Source organism: Longispora sp. NPDC051575 (genome assembly GCF_040681875.1).
Taxonomy (GTDB): domain Bacteria; phylum Actinomycetota; class Actinomycetes; order Mycobacteriales; family Micromonosporaceae; genus Longispora.
The window spans coordinates 47,832-62,617 of the sequence record NZ_JBFAZP010000003.1 but is presented as its reverse complement, the minus strand read 5'-3'; the positions used below and the strand labels follow the sequence as shown (position 1 = coordinate 62,617).

Here is a 14,786-nt window from a genome sequence, read left to right as displayed (position 1 = left end):
CTACTCCGTGCCGTCCGCCGGCAGGCGCTCCGGCAGCCCGAGTCGGGGGAACTGGTCGTCGTGGAACGTGACGATCTCGGTGATCTCCCCGCCGGTGAAGCGCAGGACGTCGATCGTCAGCGGCAGGTACGCGTCCGCCTCCTCTTGCCAGAGATAGAAGGCGACGGCGGGCTGCCGGTTCACGGCGGTGGCGACGGCACGCATGCGCCCCATGCCCGCGAACCCGCTGGCGACCCAGTCGTCCACGACCGTGTCCCGGCCGATGTGCAGGCCCGGGGTGGGCGGCATCGAGCAGCGGACGTCGTCCCGCAGCAGCGCGGCGACCCGGTCGATGTCCGTGGCCAGGCTGGCGTCGGTGTAGCGGCGCACCAGCTCGCGGGTCGCGGCGTCCTCCTCGCCGCCGGTCCAGTCCTGCCGCTCGGTGGGCAGGTGCTCCCGCATGCCGGCGCGGGCCCGCTGCAGGGCGCTGTTCACGGAGTTCACGGAGTCCCCGAGCAGCTCCGCGACGTCCTTCGCCGGCCAGCCGAGCACGTCCCGCAGGATCAGCACGGCCCGGGGGCGCGGCGCCAGGTGCTGGACCGCGACCAGGTACGCCAGCTCGATCGTCTCCCGCGCGACCGCCACGGTCTCCGGCTCGTCCGCGTCGGCCGCCGGCAGCTCGTCGAGCAGCCGGTCCGGGTACGGCTGCAACCACAGCACCTCGCCGCCGGTCGCGGGCTCCGGGCGCCGCCGGGCCAGCAGGTCCAGGCACGCGTTGGTGGCGATCCGGTACAGCCAGGCCCGGAACGTCGACCGCCCCTCGAAGGTCTCGCGCCGCCGCCAGGCCCGCAGGAACGTCTCCTGCACGGTGTCCTCGGCGTCCTCGAACGACCCGAGCATCCGGTAGCAGTGCACGTGCAGCTCGCGCCGGTGCCGTTGCGCCAGCCCCGCGAACGCCGGCTCGTCCACCTCGCCCATGTCGCGCGTGTCCGTACTCATCACGTCATCCTTCCGCCTCGTCGTGTCCGTCGTAGGTAAGACGGGCACGGGCCCGGAAACTCATCACCGTGAGGCGGGATGTCCGTCAAGGGCGCGCGGAGAGGATCCGTTCCGCGGTCCGCGGGCCTGCCAGGTCCGGCAGGACCAGGTCCGCTCCCGCGAGCTCGGCGGCGGTGTGGGCTCCGGTGGCGACCGCGACGGCGGTGACTCCGGCGGAGCGGGCGGCGTCGATGTCCCTCGGGGTGTCACCGACCACGATCACCCGGCCGGGAGGGATCGGGGCGCAGGTCCGGGCGCGCGCGGCCCGCCAGGCGGTGTGGACCAGGTTCGCGCGCACGGCCGAGTCCCCGCCGTAGCCCCCACAGCCCCACACCACCAGCCCGTGCAGGCCGAGAGCCGTCATCTTGGCCTCGGCCACCGACCGGATGTTGCCGGTGACCAGCACCGGGGTCACGTCCGCCCGCCCGTTCAGCTCCTCCAGGACCTCGCGCGCGCCGGGCAGGACCCGGGCGCGGTCCCGGTAGTCGGCCATCAGGCCGGTCGCCGCGTCGTGCAGCGCCGAGAGGTACGCGCCGAGCAGGCCCGAGGCCTCGTCCCGGGGCACGCCGGCGGCGAGGAGCATGTCCAGGCCGATGGCGGTGTCCGTGCGCCCGGCCCGGGACGGGAGGACGTCCGGTTCGCGGCCGGTGACCGCCCGGGTGGCGGCCAGCGCGGCCCGCAGTCCGATCACCCCGGCGGTGGCCAGCGTTCCATCCAGATCGAAAGCCACAACGAACACTTCGCGACCCCTTCCGTCTCTGCCTACGGCGCGTCGTCAGACCCGTCTGAACCGCGTCGGCCAACCGTCAGTGTCGTGCGTCGGCGCCCCACCGGACAGGTCCTGCGCTTCGGCGCCTACCGCCGGGTCGTGAGCGTCAGCGCCCGACCCCCCGTGTCGTGAGCGTCGGTGCCCCACCGCCGGGTCATGAGCGTCAGCGCCCCACCGCCGGGTCGTGCGCGTCAGCGCGGCTCCGTCAACTCCTGCCCGTCCTCGCCCGTGCCTCAGCGCCCGACCCGGGCCAGCACGCCGTTCTCCATCGCCACCCAGATCCGGCCGTCGGGCCCGACCGTCAGCCCGTGCGGCTCGGTACCCGGCAGGTCGTACTCCGTGATGTCCCCCCGGGTCGTGATCCGACCGAGCCGGTGGGTTCCCCACTCGGTGAACCACAGAGCGCCGTCCAGGCCGGAGACGATGGCGTGCGGCCGGCTGGCCCGGTCGGGCAGCGGGAACTCGGTGATCTCGCCGCCCGTGCCGATCCGGCCGATCTGTCCGGCGCCGATCTCCACGAACCACACCGCGCCGTCCGGCCCGGCGGTGATCCCCACCGGGGCCGCGCCCGCCGTGGGCAGGTCGAACGTGCGCAGCCTGCCGTCGGCGGTGATCCGGCCGATCGCGTTGGCCTGGTTCAGGGTGAACCAGACCGCGCCGTCACCCCCGGCAGTGATCGCGGACGGGAACGACCCCGCAGGCAACGGGTACTCCGTGACAGCGCCGCCGACCGTGATCCGACCGACCTGGTGCGCCGAGGTCGCCGTGTACCAGAGCGCCCCGTCCGGCCCCGCCGCGAGCCCGTACGGACCGGCCTCGGGGGTGGGCAACTCGAATGTGGAGACCTCGCCGCCGGTCGTGATCCGGCCGATCCGGTGCCCCTTGTACTGGGTGAACCAGAGCGCCCCGTCCGGCCCGGCGGTGATGACGGTCGGCCCGGAGTCCGCGCCCACGTCGTACGCGACGGGCTCGCCGCCGGGGAACAGCCGGACGATCCGGCCGGCGTGCACCAGGGTGCACCACAGCGCGCCGTCGAGTCCGGTGGCGACGGCGTAGGGGCCGGCGGTCGGGTCCGCGATGGTGATCTGCTCGATGTCCATGATCATGACCGTAGCTCCCCGAGAGGGGCCACCGGGCAGCGGTCCCGGATCGGGAGGATCCGGCCGCCGGCTCGGTCCCGGGCCTGGAGAAGCGGCCGGATCGGGGCGACCCTCGCCGGGCGGGAGAGCCAGAACACATCCGGCGGGGCCCCGGCACCTCCCCCACCTGCCTACGCTGAGGCCATGTTGAACGTGTTCAAGGGTCGGATCGGACGCTGGCTCCTCATGGGACTCCTCCTGGCCGGCTGCGACGGGATCTGCTGCTGCGCCGGAGGCGTCGACCCCGACGAACACGTCGAGGACGACGAGGTGGTCGGCACCTGGAACGGCCCGCACGGCGGCACCCTGACCCTCGCCGCCGACGGCTCCTTCCGCAGGGTCGGGGTGGTCGAGTGCGGCGCGACCAGCGAGGAACCCGGCGAGTCGACCGTCAACGACGCGGGCACCTGGCGGCTCTACGAGCCCTACGCCATGAAGTACGGCCGGGGTCTGGAGTTGACCGAGGGGGCGCGGCGGATCGACACCCTCAACGCCAGGCCCAGCGGAGACATGGCGAAGACCATCCAACGCGGCGACGCCTACGTGACCTGCTGGTACACCCGCAGGTGACCCATCTCCTGACAAGGACCGCGTCGTGACGGCCCCATTCCCGTGAAGCAGCTCTCGGGCATCCCTGATCAGCCACGCCTACTCGGTGCTCCGCGCAGTCGGACTGGAGTCGACGCTGCTCACTTCTCGTCGGGGACGTTCCGACTGATCCGGCTCAGCGGCCTGACTAGAAGGCATTCCGAATGTGGACTGGGGGTGCTCCACGTCCAGTGACGGCTAACATGTACCATCGCTGCAGCTCGCCCGGAGGTTGCCCCAGTGGACGCTTACGAGCACCTAAACACACTCCTCTCGACCGCGATCGCGGAACATCGTAAGCGCAAGGACAGTCTCCGACGTGCGTCCTGGGCCCTGCACATCTCGGTGATGCTCATCGGCGCCACCTCCACCGTGCTACTCGGGCTGCAGTTCAGCAGCACCGGCTATCTGGCATGGTCCCGGAACGTCGCTCTCGTACTCGGCGCATTGTCCATGTTCGCTGGCGGACTACTGACCTTCTGGAACCTGGACATCTACTGGCTGAAGCGGAAGGTGATCCTCAACCAGCTAGTCATGCTCTATGAGGAGTTGCAGTTCTTGCGGGTGGCCAGCGATTCACTGTCGATTGAGGATCTGCGGCCGATATTCGTGCGCTATGTCACTCTGTTGGGCCAACACAACGACTACTGGCAGGAGTTGCTCAACCGGGACGGCACGGCGGAATCCGCAGGTCCGGCAGCGCCTGCGGCGAGGTAGACCGAACAGGCTCGCCTTGGCGCGATCGCGCGGTGCCCACAGAGAGCGGCGGTCGGTTCGGGGTAGTCCATCCCTGCCCACACATGCAGCAGCAGGATCTCGCGGAGCAGGTCGGCGCGGATGCCGTACAGCCAAGGCCGCGCACCGTCGGCGGCGCGGTCAACCGGTCGCTCTGGCTGAACGCGAGTAGCAACGCCTGCGATACCAGCTCCTCGGCCAGTTCACTGCCGACCCGGTGGGCGGCGTGCCCGAAGATCTGGCGTCCGTACCGTTTCAACAGTTCGGCGGGTCCGGTCGCCAGGCCGGCATCCGTTCGCTTCCCCAAGGGAATGGTCACTGTCGTGCCCGTTGTGCCCCGCACGGGCCGGCAGGTTCCCCGATCAACTCAGACGACCCTCTACCGGTGCTCCGACGTCGTGAGTACACACATCGCACGAAGAACATTCCATGGTGTCGGGCCGCCGGTTCACCCGCTCGGCGAGTCATCGCCGCACGTGTGGGCCCCCTCGACCACCATCCCTCGCTCCAGCTCCTTGATCCGGCGGTAGTCGGCCTCCAGCGCGGCCCGGTCCGTCGTGGCCAGCACCACCCACCCGACCATGCTGGACAGCCCGGCCGGCGCGGGCAGCGCGTCGCCGTCGCCGAAGTAGAAGTGGTGCAGCGCGTACGTCGACAGCGCGGACACGTCGGAGAACAGGTCCGCGTTGCGCCACACCCCGGCGTGCGGCGCGGAGATGACCACGCTGCACACGTGCTGGACCAGGTCGTAGGTCGGGGTGGACTCGCCGCGTACCCGGTGGTCGACGGTGCGCAGGATGTGGTTCGTACCCGTCGCCATCTTGGAGATCATCTGGTGCCCGCCGCCGGCCGGTCGGGCGCCGACCTCCAGGAGCCGGGGGCCGTCGGCGGTCAGGATCACCTCGGTGTGGCAGCACCCGTTGCGCACCCCCACGGCATCGAGAACCCTTTGGGTGTACGGCCACACGGCGGCCACGTCCGGGTCCCCCGGCGCGAGGAAGTCGACCAGGTCGTAGATGCCGATCCGGTCCCCGCGCCGCACCTTGGTGTAGCGGCACACGTCCACCAGCCCGTGTTCGCCGTCCACGGAGTAGCTGTCGACGAGGAACTCGGGCCCGTCGGCGTACTCCTGGACGAGGACCGCGTCGTTGCGCAACCCGAACTCGTTGGTGTGCCCGAGGATCTGGTCGAAGTAGGGCCGCCAGTCCCCGCCGGGCTCCACGAAGTGCACGTTGTCGGTGGCGGCGCTCTTCGGCGGCTTGACCACGAGCCGGACCTGGTCGAGGCCGGTGTCGCGCAGCCAGCGGCCGATCTCGCCCGGGTCGGCGGAGCACAGTTGGCGTAGGTGCGGCAGGCCGGCGGCGTCGGCGGCGGTGGCCATGGCCCACTTGTCGCGGCGGGCGGCGGCCAGGGCGGGCACGTGGCCGGTGCCGGGCAGCACGAGTTCGACGAGCGCGTCGGCGAGCTCGACGCCGGTCTCGGAGCCGGCGATCAGGCACAGCGGGTCGTACCCCCGGAGGAGGTCCGCCAGGGTTTCCAGGTCGCCGTCGAAGACGTGCACGTGCGCGAAGTTCTCGGGGTGCCAGGAGGCGGCGTACAGCGGAATGGGTTCGGGGGTGCTGAGCACCGCGACCGTCTCCACGCCGGCGTCGGCGAACGCGGCCGGGTACTCCTGGCCCGTCCCCAGCGGGTCCACGACGATGGCGCACCGGTCCACGGGCTACCTCTCTCTCACGGTGACGGCGGCGTCGGCCGCGTCGAGGGCGTGGGCGCACGCCGCGGCGGTCTCCGCGACGGCGGTGGCGAACGCGATCCGCCCCCACAGGGTGCCGGCGGGCGGCGGGGACACCACGTCGCCGGGGCCGGCGAGCGCGGTGACCCGGTCGACGGCGACGGGCAGGGCCCCGGTGTCGATGTCGATCGCGTCGATGGTCGTGTCGTCCTTGGCCGGGTACAGGAACCGGACCGCCCCGACGAGCCGCCGGTCGGCCGCCACCTCGGGGGGCAGTCCGCAGGCCACGGCCGCCGCCGCCAGCCCCGGGTCGATGCCGGTGGCCCGCAGGCCCAGGTAGGGGATCAGGTCCCCGCCGAGCCGGCCGTTGACCTCGATGACCTTGGGGCCGGTCGGGGTGAGTTTGAGTTCGGTGTGCGTCATGCCGTCGGTGATGCCGAGCGCGGCGTGGGTGTCGCGCACGATCTTCAGGATCTCCGGGTCGGTGAGCAGCGGGTCGGCGGCGTCGACCACGTGCCCGACCTCCTCGAAGTACGGCGGGTACCCGATGTCCTTGCGCGCGACGTACAGCGGGGACACGTGGCCGCAGTGCACCGCCGAGTCGACGCTGACCTCGGCCCCGGTGGCGTACTCCTCGACCAGCACCGTGTCGTAGGTCCAGGCGCCCGGCACCGTGGTGTCCCGGGCGAACGCGAACCGCTCGACCAGCTCGGCGGGGGTGCGGACGAGGACGACGCCGAGGCTGGCGGCGAGCGCCCGGGGCTTGAGCACGACCGGGTATCCGATGGCCCCGGCCGCCTCCAGTGCCGCGTCCACGTCGCCGACCTGCACGAATGCCGGCTGGGGCACCCCGGCCGCGTGCAGCGCCCGGCGGGTGAGCAGCTTGTCGCGGCACCGCAGCGCGACGTCGGGGTTCCCGCCGGGCAGGCCGAGCGCCCCGGCGACCTTGGCGGTCTGGAGCACCCGGGCCTCGTCCCAGCTCAGGACCCCGCGCACCGGTTCGGGCACGGCTCTGGCCGCCGCGCACAGTTCGGTCGCGTCGACGGTCTCGCCGGGGTGGTCGAGCACCGTCCAGCCGGCGATGTGCTCGCGTTCCCAGGTCGGCTCGGCCCCGAGGAGCAGGTGCACCCGGTACCGGGCGCCGATCGAGGCCAGCAGGTACTCGCGGTACTCCCGGCCGCCGGTGCCGATCACCAACAGGGTCATGCCGACAACTCCTCGATCTCCGAGACGCCGGTCGAGCCGTCCGCCCGGCGCCAGTGTTCGGTGAGCCGGATCCGGCCGTCGGCGAGGACGGTGGGCGTGCCGGTGAACGTGCCGGAGACGGTCTCGCCGGCCGCCGTGACGTAGCAGTACGCCGCGTCGAGCACGCCGTCCGGGCCGCAGGTGCCGACGAGGCGCCCGGTCCGGACGGCGGTGCCGGAGAACTCGGCCCACACCAGGTCGCCGGACTGGTGGTAGTGCCCGACGGAGGGTTCGGCGCCGGACGGGTCCGGCACCGCGCCCACCGGCCGGAACCGCCGGCCGTCATACACGAGGCTCACCCCCAGTTGACCGGGCAGAGTTCGTCCACGATCGGGAAGATCTCCCGCTTGAACATGGAGTTCAGGACGATCGCGGCCCGGACCGGCAGCAGGGTCAGGTTCGCGTCGGTGAGGCCCATGCTCATCCGGGCCCGGTTCATGGCGTAGATCTGGTGGCCGTTCATGCCCTTCCACCGCACGGAGAAGTCGTTCTCCACGATCACCTCGCCGTCCTCGCCCCACTCGACCCGCTCGCGCAGGTCGTCGTCGAACGGGATCGGGGTGTTCTCCCGTCCGGTGGCGATCACCACGGCCCGGACCCGGTGCTCCTCGGTGTGCTCGGCGGTGCGGCAGGTCACCACCACGTCGGCCCCCTCCAGGACGGCCGACGTGACGTCCCGGCCGGGCATCAGGGTGACGGGGAACCGGCCGAGGTCGAGCAGGCCGTCGTAGTTGGCCTGGTAGAGCGCGCGCATAGCGCCCGGGGTGAGCGCGTCCCCGGTCGGGTCGAGGCCCTTGATCACCTTGCGCCGGGTCTCCGGGGACAGCTTCTGGAGGGACTCGATGTGCGCGGGCCGGTACACGTCGTTCGCGCACGGCGAGTCGTCGATGGTCTCCATCCACAGCCGCCGGCCGAACCAGAGGATGTTGGTGTGGCCCCGGGCCAGCAGCCGCATGGTGGCCTCGATGCCGGTCTGGCCGCCGCCGACGACGGCCACCGGCGCGTGCCGGTCGGTGCCGAGCGCGTCGAGCCGGTCGGCCAGGTGGTCGGCGATGAAGCCCCGGTCGGCGGGCAGTCCGGCGAGCCCGTCGGGGATCACCGGCCGGCTGCCGAGGCCGACGACGAGGTGCTCGGCGTGCGCGAGTTCCCGGCCTGCGGCGTGCAGGGTGAAGCCCTGTTCCCCCAGCGAGATGCTGTCGACGGTCACGCCGTAGTGGATCCCGCGGATCCGCTGCGAGCACCAGGTCAGGTACTTGACGTACTCCATCCGGGGCATCACGTCGAACTGCGCGTTGAGCAGCGCGAACATCCGCCCGGTGGTGACCAGGTAGTTCAGGAAGCTCAGCTCGTGGCGCGGGTCGACCATGGACACCAGGTCCTTGAGCCACGAGGTCTGCATCCGCACGCCGGAGTGCAGTAGCGCGTTGTGCCAGCCGGGGCCGGGCTGCCGGTCGAAGAGGGCGATCGACTCGGTGGTGGCCGACCCGAACAGTGCCGCCAGGCTGAGGTTCGCCGGACCCGCGCCGACGCCCACCGTGTGGTAGCGCGGCACTGGAGTGCTGGAAGTGTCGTCGTGGACCATCTGTGTCCTCACCTGCGTTCGACGGGAGTGGGTTGGGCTGTGCGACCGGACTCGACGAGTCGGGTCGCGGCGCGCAGGCTGGCGGCCAGCGCGGTCTTGGCGGAGCCGCCGGCTCCGCCGGTGAACGTGAACACGCCGTGCCCCGGCGGGCCCACCGGGCGCAGGGCGAGGCCGGGTTCGTCGTGGTAGCAGTCGACGGAGCCGATCCGCAGCCGGGCCGGGCCGATTCGCAGTCCGGGGAACCGCTCCCCCGCGAGGCGGCGGGCCCGGTCCGCGAGGGCGGGGGTGGTCGGCGGCGCGTCCGGGTCGATGTCCCAGGCGTCGGTGGGGACGCCGAGGAGCAGCCCGTACGCGCCGTCGGGGCGGCCGTACACGCCGGTCACGCCGTCCACGAACTGGCCGGGGCGGGTCCCCTCGACGGGGTGCACGGAGTACTGGAGGGACTTGGTCCGGTAGCTGTCGGCGGGCAGGCCGCTGGCGCGGAGCAGCCCGGGGGTCCAGGCTCCGGCGGCGACCACCGTCAGGTCCGCGTTCCCGGTCGCCACCACGTCCAATGTGGACTCCAAACACCGTGCGCGACTGTCGGCCAGCGCGGCCTCGCGGAGCCGGCCCGGCGCGATCTGCCCCGCCTGGCGCTCCACGACCGCGACGTCCCCGGGGGCGAGTCCCGCCCAGCCGAGGCCGGCCAGTTCGGCGGCGTCGGCGATCCGGGCGGACCCGGGCAGCCGGTGCTCGATCTCGGCGACCGCGTCGTCGAGCCCGGCCCGGTCCCGCCGCAGGTAGGTGGCCGCCGACGGCCGGAAGTCCGCCCACCGGCGCAGGGTCGGGCTGCCGAGCAGTTCCACCAGGCTGTCTAGGGCGAGCCGGCGCTGACCGGGGTCGTCCTCGTACGCGCGGACCGCGCCGCCCGAGGCCGCCGTCGCGTCGACCCGCCCGGTCCGGCCGGTCAGGACGACCTCGACCCGCCAGTCGGGGACCAGGTCCGAGAGCCGCCAGGCCAGCAGCGCGCCGGCCAGGCCGCCTCCGATGATGCGTACCCGCACGGCCGGCTACCTCTCGCCCCGGGGCAGCGCTCCGCGTCCGGTGAGCGCGGCCATGGCGACGGAGTCCGCGCCCACGCCCGCGCCGAGCGCGCCCAGCAGGGACCGGACGGCCAGGGCCGCGTCGAAGCCGTTGAGGTGCAGGGCCCGCTCGGCGCGTTCCAACTCGGCGGGGGCGAGGGCGGCGGGCAGGCCGGGCCCGGCGGGGCCACCCGCCAGCAACGGCCGGACCCACGCGCAGAACGCCTGGTAGGACTCGTGGGTGAAGTCGGTCTCGTAGCGGTCGGGCCGGTCCCAGGACAGGTACAGCCGGACGAGTTCGGGGTCCTCCGCCGCCAGGAACTCCTCCGCCCACACCGCGTGGTTGCGGCTGGTGGAGAACTTCTTGCCCTCCAGCAGGTACAGCTCGTTGACCACGGCGCCGCACGCCTTGGCGGTGGGCACCCCGGCGGCGGCCAGGATCGCCGGGTACAGGATGGCGAAGTAGAACGTGTTGTCCATGCCGTTGAAGTGCCAGACGCCCTCGACCTCCTCCCACGCCGCGACCCACTCCGCGAGCCCGGCGGCCTCGGGGCGCAGCGCGTGCGCCGGGCCGTAGAGGTAGGAGAACCCCAGCTCGGAGGGGAAGTCGACCCGGAGTCCGGCGAGCGGGCCGTCACATTCGATCCCCCAGTTCGTGGGGTACGCCAGCGGGATGTCGGGCAGCGGCGCGTGCCGGTACTGCTCCAGGACGGTGCGCATCCGCATCGGCCACTCGGCGCGCAGCCACTCGGTGGTGAGCCGCTCGCGGTAGTCCTCCAGCGGCAGCACCGGGATGGTGGCGACCAGGGGCCGGGGCGAGCCGCCGCACCGCGCGCAGCTGGGGTCGAGCAGGGTCTGCGCGGAGGTGAACCCGCCGCAGCCCTCGCACGAGGTGCCGTTCGCGCCGGTGCCGCACGCCGGGCAGGTGCCGACGACGTAGGAGTGGTGCAGGGTGCGCTCGCAGTCGGCGCACTGCAGCAGGGTGAACTCGCGCATCGGGACGGTGCCGTTCTCCACGAGTTCGCGGAGGATCCGGGCGATGGCGCGCTGGTAGTCCGGGGCCTGCGGGTCGAGGAACGCGTCGTAGCCGATCCGCGCGCCGTCGAACGCGGCCTGGATCTGGCCCCGGTACCGGGCGACCATCTCGCCGACCTCGACGCCCTGGAGCTCGGCCTTGGTGAGCACGTAGTTGGGGTGCACGTCGACGCCCGCGAGGGTCAGGACCCTCTCGCCCCGGGCGCGCGCGGCGCGCGAGGCGATGTCGGCGGCCAGGTACGGGCCGCACAGGTGGCCGATGTGCAGCGCGCCGTTGACGGTCGGCTGCGGGATGACGATGACCGTCACGCCGGTGGACTCGCTGGTCACAGCGCCTTCTCCTCAGTGCTCGCGCCGGTGGCGCCGGGGTGGTCGGTGGCGCCGTCGACGGTCAGCGGCATCCAGTAGGCGCTGAACACGACGAGCGGTTCGGGTCCGAGGTTGCGGATCACGTGCGGCTCCTCGCTGTCGAGCAGGAAGGCCGATCCGACGGGTACCTCCGTGATCCGGTCGCCGGTCTCGACGGTGGCGACGCCGGTGACCACGATGGACAGTTCGAGTTCGGGGTGCCCGTCCTGCGGCCCCGCCCCGCCGGGCGGGATGGTGTACCACATGGCCTGGAAGGGCATGGTCCCGTCGAGCCCGTACTGCTCCCACCGGGCGACGTCGACGACCCCGACGGCGGAGGACTCTGCCGAGTCGCTGATGAACTGACGCATAACTACCCTTCCCATCTCGCGGGACGCGGATACGGAGAGTGAAGTGACGTGATGGGGTACGGCGCGGATTCCAAGGTGGCGCGGCAGGAGGATATAACGCTCGACGACGCCCTGTCACCCTTTGATCTTCATCAATGATCAAATGTTCAAACCCGCTTGGCGGGATGGTGTGGGAACGCTGCGGTATCGGCCGATTGACATTGACCTTGATCATCATCATTGAGCTTTCCTCATGATTGATCGAGGCCACATTGGACAGTGTTCCGCGTTTCAGGCGATTTGGTCGGCCCGATCCGACCGGCCGCCAACAAAAGCCGGAATGCAGGGTTGCTTGTGGACAGTCGCCGACTTATTGTTCACTCAGCCCGGCGGGCCGTGATCAATGGAGGCCATCGTGAACTCTTCAGTTCCGTCGCGGGACGCTGCCGCGATACCGCTCTGGGACGGCGCCTACGACGCCTCCCACCTCAACGGCCAGGCGAACCTGTGGGGTGACCCGCCCGTCCCGCACGCGGAGAAGGCGGCCAAGCTCTTCGCCGCGCACAACGCCGCGGTGGTCCTCGACCTGCCCTGCGGGGACGGCCGCAACCTGCCCCCGCTCGCCGCCGGCGCGCCCGTGCTGCTGGCCGGCGACACCTCCCCGAACGCCATGGCCATCGCCGAGAAGGTGGTCGACCGCGCGGGCGTGCGCGACCGGGTGGTGTTCGTCCGGACCGACGCGTTCGACACCGGGCTGCTGCCCGACTCCGTGGACGCCATCTTCTCCTGGGACCTGCTCGGACACCTCACCGACCCGGCCGCCGCGCTGGTGGAGTTCCACCGGATCCTGCGCCCGGGCGGCGCGCTGGTCGCGAACATGTGGACCATGAACGACTGTCAGGTCAGCGACCCGAATATCCGCGAGGTCGCGCCCCGGGAGTACATCGACCATTTCGATTTCTACTGCCGCTTCTACGACCGCGCGGACCTCGACGCCCTGCTGGAGTCCGTCGGCCTGGTCGCCGAATCCGTCGAGGTCGCGAGTTGGTGGGAGCCGCCGCACGCCGGATATCGCGAATACGAACACGAGCACGAGAGTCTGATCTTCACGATCAGGAAAGCCGGCTCCCGATAACTCTTTCGGTCGCGTTTCCTGAAAGAAAGGTCCCCATGACGTCGCGCTCACTCCAGGAGTTCATTCCTGCGAAAATGTCGGCGGAATTCGGGGTCGGCACCGGGTACGCTCCCGCGCACCACGGAGAACTGCTCCAGGGAGTTTTCCACGACGACGCGGGGCTGCTGCGCCGCGCGCTCGTCACCCTGCCGCAGACCACCCGGGGCACCCGCGCCGTGTTCCACCCGAGCCAGAGCCACTGGGGCGTCGTCGGCTCCCCCGGCCTGACCAAGGTGCGCCGCGCGGCCGTCCTGGCGTTGCGCGAGTTCGCCGGCCGGCCGGGCGCCGCCAAGGGTGGGCACATCGAGATCCTCAGCGACGTCCCGGTGGGGATCGGCATGGGCTCGTCCACCAGCGACGTGACCGCCACCATCCGCGCGGTCGCCGACTACCACGGCGTCACGCTGTCCCGGGAGGAGTTGGGCCGGCTCGCCGTCCTCGCCGAGTGCGCCTCGGACCCGATCATGATCGACGACCGGGTGGTGCTGTTCGCGCACCGCGACGGCGTCGTGCTGGAGACCCTGGGCCACCGGCTCCCGCCCCTGCTGGTGGTCGGCTGCGACACCCGGCCGGGGACCCGGGTGGACACCGACCGGTTCCCGCCCGCCGAGTACACCGATCGGGAGGTGGGGTTCTTCGGGGTGCTGCGCGCGGCCCTGCGCCGGGCGATGGCCACCGAGGACGTGCCGCTGCTCGGCCGGGTCGCCACCGCCAGCGCGCGGATCAACCAGCGGTTCCTGCCGAAGGACAACCTGGAGGCGCTCATCGCGCTGTGCCTGGACCACGGCGGGGCCGGCATCCAGATAGCGCACAGCGGGACCGTCGCGGGGCTGCTGTTCGACGCCCGGTCGCCCGGGGCGCGCGAGTCCGCGGCCCGGTGCGCCACCCGGATCGAGGCCATGGGCCTGGTCCTCACGACCGAGATCGGCGCCGCACCCGACGGCGCCGCCGAAGAGAGGGCTGCCTGATGACCATCCGCACCGGGTACGAGGAGGCCACGGAGGCCTACCAGCTCCCCCGGCTCGTCCGGCTCGGCCCGAACCTGTACGGCGCGTGCTTCACGCTGATGAAGATGATCCCGGCCCGCTACATCCTGCGCCGGGCGCTCGCCGAGGGCCGGCTGCCGGCGGAGTCGACCATCGTGGAGACCACGTCGGGCACGTTCGGGCTGGCGCTGGCCATGCAGGCGGTGCACCTGGACCGCAAACTCATCCTGGTCAGCGACCCGGTGGTGGACGAGCGGCTCTACCGGCGGCTCACCGACCTCGGCGCGGTCGTCGAGCGGGTGCCGGCGTCGGCGGGCGCGGCCCCGGGCGGGTACCAGGCGGCGCGGCTCGACCGGCTGCACGAGATCCGGGCCGAGCACCCGGGCAGCTTCTGGCCGGAGCAGTACTCCAACCCGGACAACCCCCGGTCCTACGCGGCGGTCGCCGAACTCGTCCTGGAGTCCCTGGGCCAGGTCGACTGCCTCGTCGGGCCGGTCGGCTCGGGCGGTTCCATGACGGGCACCAGCACCTATCTGCGCGCCGTGCTGCCGGAGTGCCGGGCCATCGCGGTCGACACCCACCACAGCATCCTGTTCGGCCACCCGGACGGGCATCGCGAGCTGCGCGGGCTCGGGATGGGCCTGATGCCGGAGAACCTGGACCACACCGTGTTCGACGAGGTGCACTGGACGGCGGCCGGCGCGGCGTACCAGGCGACCCGGACCCTGCACCGCCGGCACGGCCTGTTCATGGGGCCGACGAGCGGCGCAGCGTACCTGGTGGCGGACTGGTGGGCGCGCCGCAACCCGCGCGGCCTGACGGTGGTGATGCTGCCGGACGAGGGCTACCGTTACCAGGACACGGTCTACGACGACGCCTGGCTCGCCGCCGCCGGACACACCGACCCGCCCCCGGCGGAGCCGGACGCGTTGGACGACCCGACCCGCGCGGACGGGATCTGGACCCGCTACGACTGGAACCGCCGCAGCCACGCGGAGGTCATGTCGGCGGTGCCCGCGTGAGCG

Annotated in this window: 15 protein-coding genes; 5 read left to right on the top strand and 10 right to left on the bottom strand. The window is 72.1% G+C overall.

Features of this window, described 5'->3' with window-relative positions; all coding sequences use genetic code 11:
* The 3 genes from AB0M43_RS07795 to AB0M43_RS07785 all read right to left on the bottom strand — a co-directional run bounded on the left by AB0M43_RS07795 (position 1) and on the right by AB0M43_RS07785 (position 2,886).
* Positions 1–978, bottom strand: a complete 978-nt coding sequence (locus AB0M43_RS07795) for an RNA polymerase subunit sigma-70 (protein WP_363722177.1) — start codon at positions 976–978, stop codon at positions 1–3.
* Positions 979–1,063: 85 nt separating this feature from the next.
* Positions 1,064–1,747 carry an HAD family hydrolase gene (locus tag AB0M43_RS07790; RefSeq protein ID WP_363722176.1) on the bottom strand — a complete coding sequence of 228 codons (684 nt, stop codon included), beginning with the start codon at positions 1,745–1,747 and terminating at the stop codon, positions 1,064–1,066.
* 272 nt (positions 1,748–2,019) lie between these two features.
* Positions 2,020–2,886 (bottom strand): virginiamycin B lyase, encoded by an 867-nt coding sequence (locus AB0M43_RS07785; protein ID WP_363722174.1) that lies wholly within the window; start codon positions 2,884–2,886, stop codon positions 2,020–2,022.
* Between the two features lie 183 nt (positions 2,887–3,069).
* Here AB0M43_RS07785 and AB0M43_RS07780 point away from each other — a divergent pair, with 183 nt between their 5' ends.
* The gene (locus AB0M43_RS07780) at positions 3,070–3,495 is read left to right on the top strand and encodes a hypothetical protein (RefSeq protein ID WP_363722172.1); all 426 of its coding nucleotides are present in this window, start codon (positions 3,070–3,072) and stop codon (positions 3,493–3,495) included.
* Between the two features lie 258 nt (positions 3,496–3,753).
* Positions 3,754–4,230, top strand: coding sequence for a hypothetical protein (locus AB0M43_RS07775; protein ID WP_363722170.1), 477 nt, complete (start codon positions 3,754–3,756; stop codon positions 4,228–4,230).
* A gap of 466 nt (positions 4,231–4,696) precedes the next feature.
* Here AB0M43_RS07775 and AB0M43_RS07770 read toward each other — a convergent pair whose 3' ends face one another.
* From AB0M43_RS07770 to AB0M43_RS07740, 7 genes are read right to left on the bottom strand one after another with little or no spacing between them, the layout of a single operon-like run.
* Positions 4,697–5,965 carry an ATP-grasp domain-containing protein gene (locus AB0M43_RS07770; protein WP_363722168.1) on the bottom strand — a complete coding sequence of 423 codons (1,269 nt, stop codon included), beginning with the start codon at positions 5,963–5,965 and terminating at the stop codon, positions 4,697–4,699.
* 3 nt (positions 5,966–5,968) lie between these two features.
* A complete protein-coding gene (locus tag AB0M43_RS07765; RefSeq protein WP_363722166.1) occupies positions 5,969–7,186 on the bottom strand; it encodes an ATP-grasp domain-containing protein in 1,218 nt (405 codons plus the stop codon).
* Positions 7,183–7,524: a hypothetical protein gene (locus AB0M43_RS07760; protein WP_363722164.1), complete on the bottom strand. Its 342-nt coding sequence runs from the start codon at positions 7,522–7,524 to the stop codon at positions 7,183–7,185. Before AB0M43_RS07760 ends, AB0M43_RS07765 begins: the two co-directional genes overlap by 4 nt.
* Positions 7,521–8,807 (bottom strand): SidA/IucD/PvdA family monooxygenase, encoded by a 1,287-nt coding sequence (locus AB0M43_RS07755; protein ID WP_363722162.1) that lies wholly within the window; start codon positions 8,805–8,807, stop codon positions 7,521–7,523. Before AB0M43_RS07755 ends, AB0M43_RS07760 begins: the two co-directional genes overlap by 4 nt.
* An 8-nt stretch (positions 8,808–8,815) precedes the next feature.
* Complete coding sequence (locus AB0M43_RS07750; RefSeq protein WP_363722161.1) at positions 8,816–9,850, bottom strand: FAD-dependent oxidoreductase; 1,035 nt, start codon at positions 9,848–9,850, stop codon at positions 8,816–8,818.
* A 6-nt stretch (positions 9,851–9,856) separates the two neighbouring features.
* On the bottom strand, positions 9,857–11,233 hold the full coding sequence (locus AB0M43_RS07745; protein ID WP_363722159.1) for a class I tRNA ligase family protein: 1,377 nt from the start codon (positions 11,231–11,233) through the stop codon (positions 9,857–9,859).
* Positions 11,230–11,622 carry a cupin domain-containing protein gene (locus tag AB0M43_RS07740; protein WP_363722158.1) on the bottom strand — a complete coding sequence of 131 codons (393 nt, stop codon included), beginning with the start codon at positions 11,620–11,622 and terminating at the stop codon, positions 11,230–11,232. The genes AB0M43_RS07745 and AB0M43_RS07740 overlap by 4 nt, the downstream gene beginning before the upstream one ends.
* A gap of 394 nt (positions 11,623–12,016) precedes the next feature.
* On the opposite strand from AB0M43_RS07740, the gene AB0M43_RS07735 reads away from it, so the two are divergent.
* From AB0M43_RS07735 to AB0M43_RS07725, 3 genes are read left to right on the top strand one after another with little or no spacing between them, the layout of a single operon-like run.
* Positions 12,017–12,736: a class I SAM-dependent methyltransferase gene (locus AB0M43_RS07735; protein WP_363722156.1), complete on the top strand. Its 720-nt coding sequence runs from the start codon at positions 12,017–12,019 to the stop codon at positions 12,734–12,736.
* Between the two features lie 35 nt (positions 12,737–12,771).
* Positions 12,772–13,743 carry a hypothetical protein gene (locus tag AB0M43_RS07730; RefSeq protein ID WP_363722154.1) on the top strand — a complete coding sequence of 324 codons (972 nt, stop codon included), beginning with the start codon at positions 12,772–12,774 and terminating at the stop codon, positions 13,741–13,743.
* Entirely contained in the window at positions 13,743–14,783 is a 1,041-nt protein-coding gene (locus AB0M43_RS07725) for a cysteine synthase family protein (RefSeq protein ID WP_363722152.1), read from the top strand. The genes AB0M43_RS07730 and AB0M43_RS07725 overlap by 1 nt, the downstream gene beginning before the upstream one ends.
* The last annotated feature ends 3 nt before the right edge of the window (positions 14,784–14,786 follow it).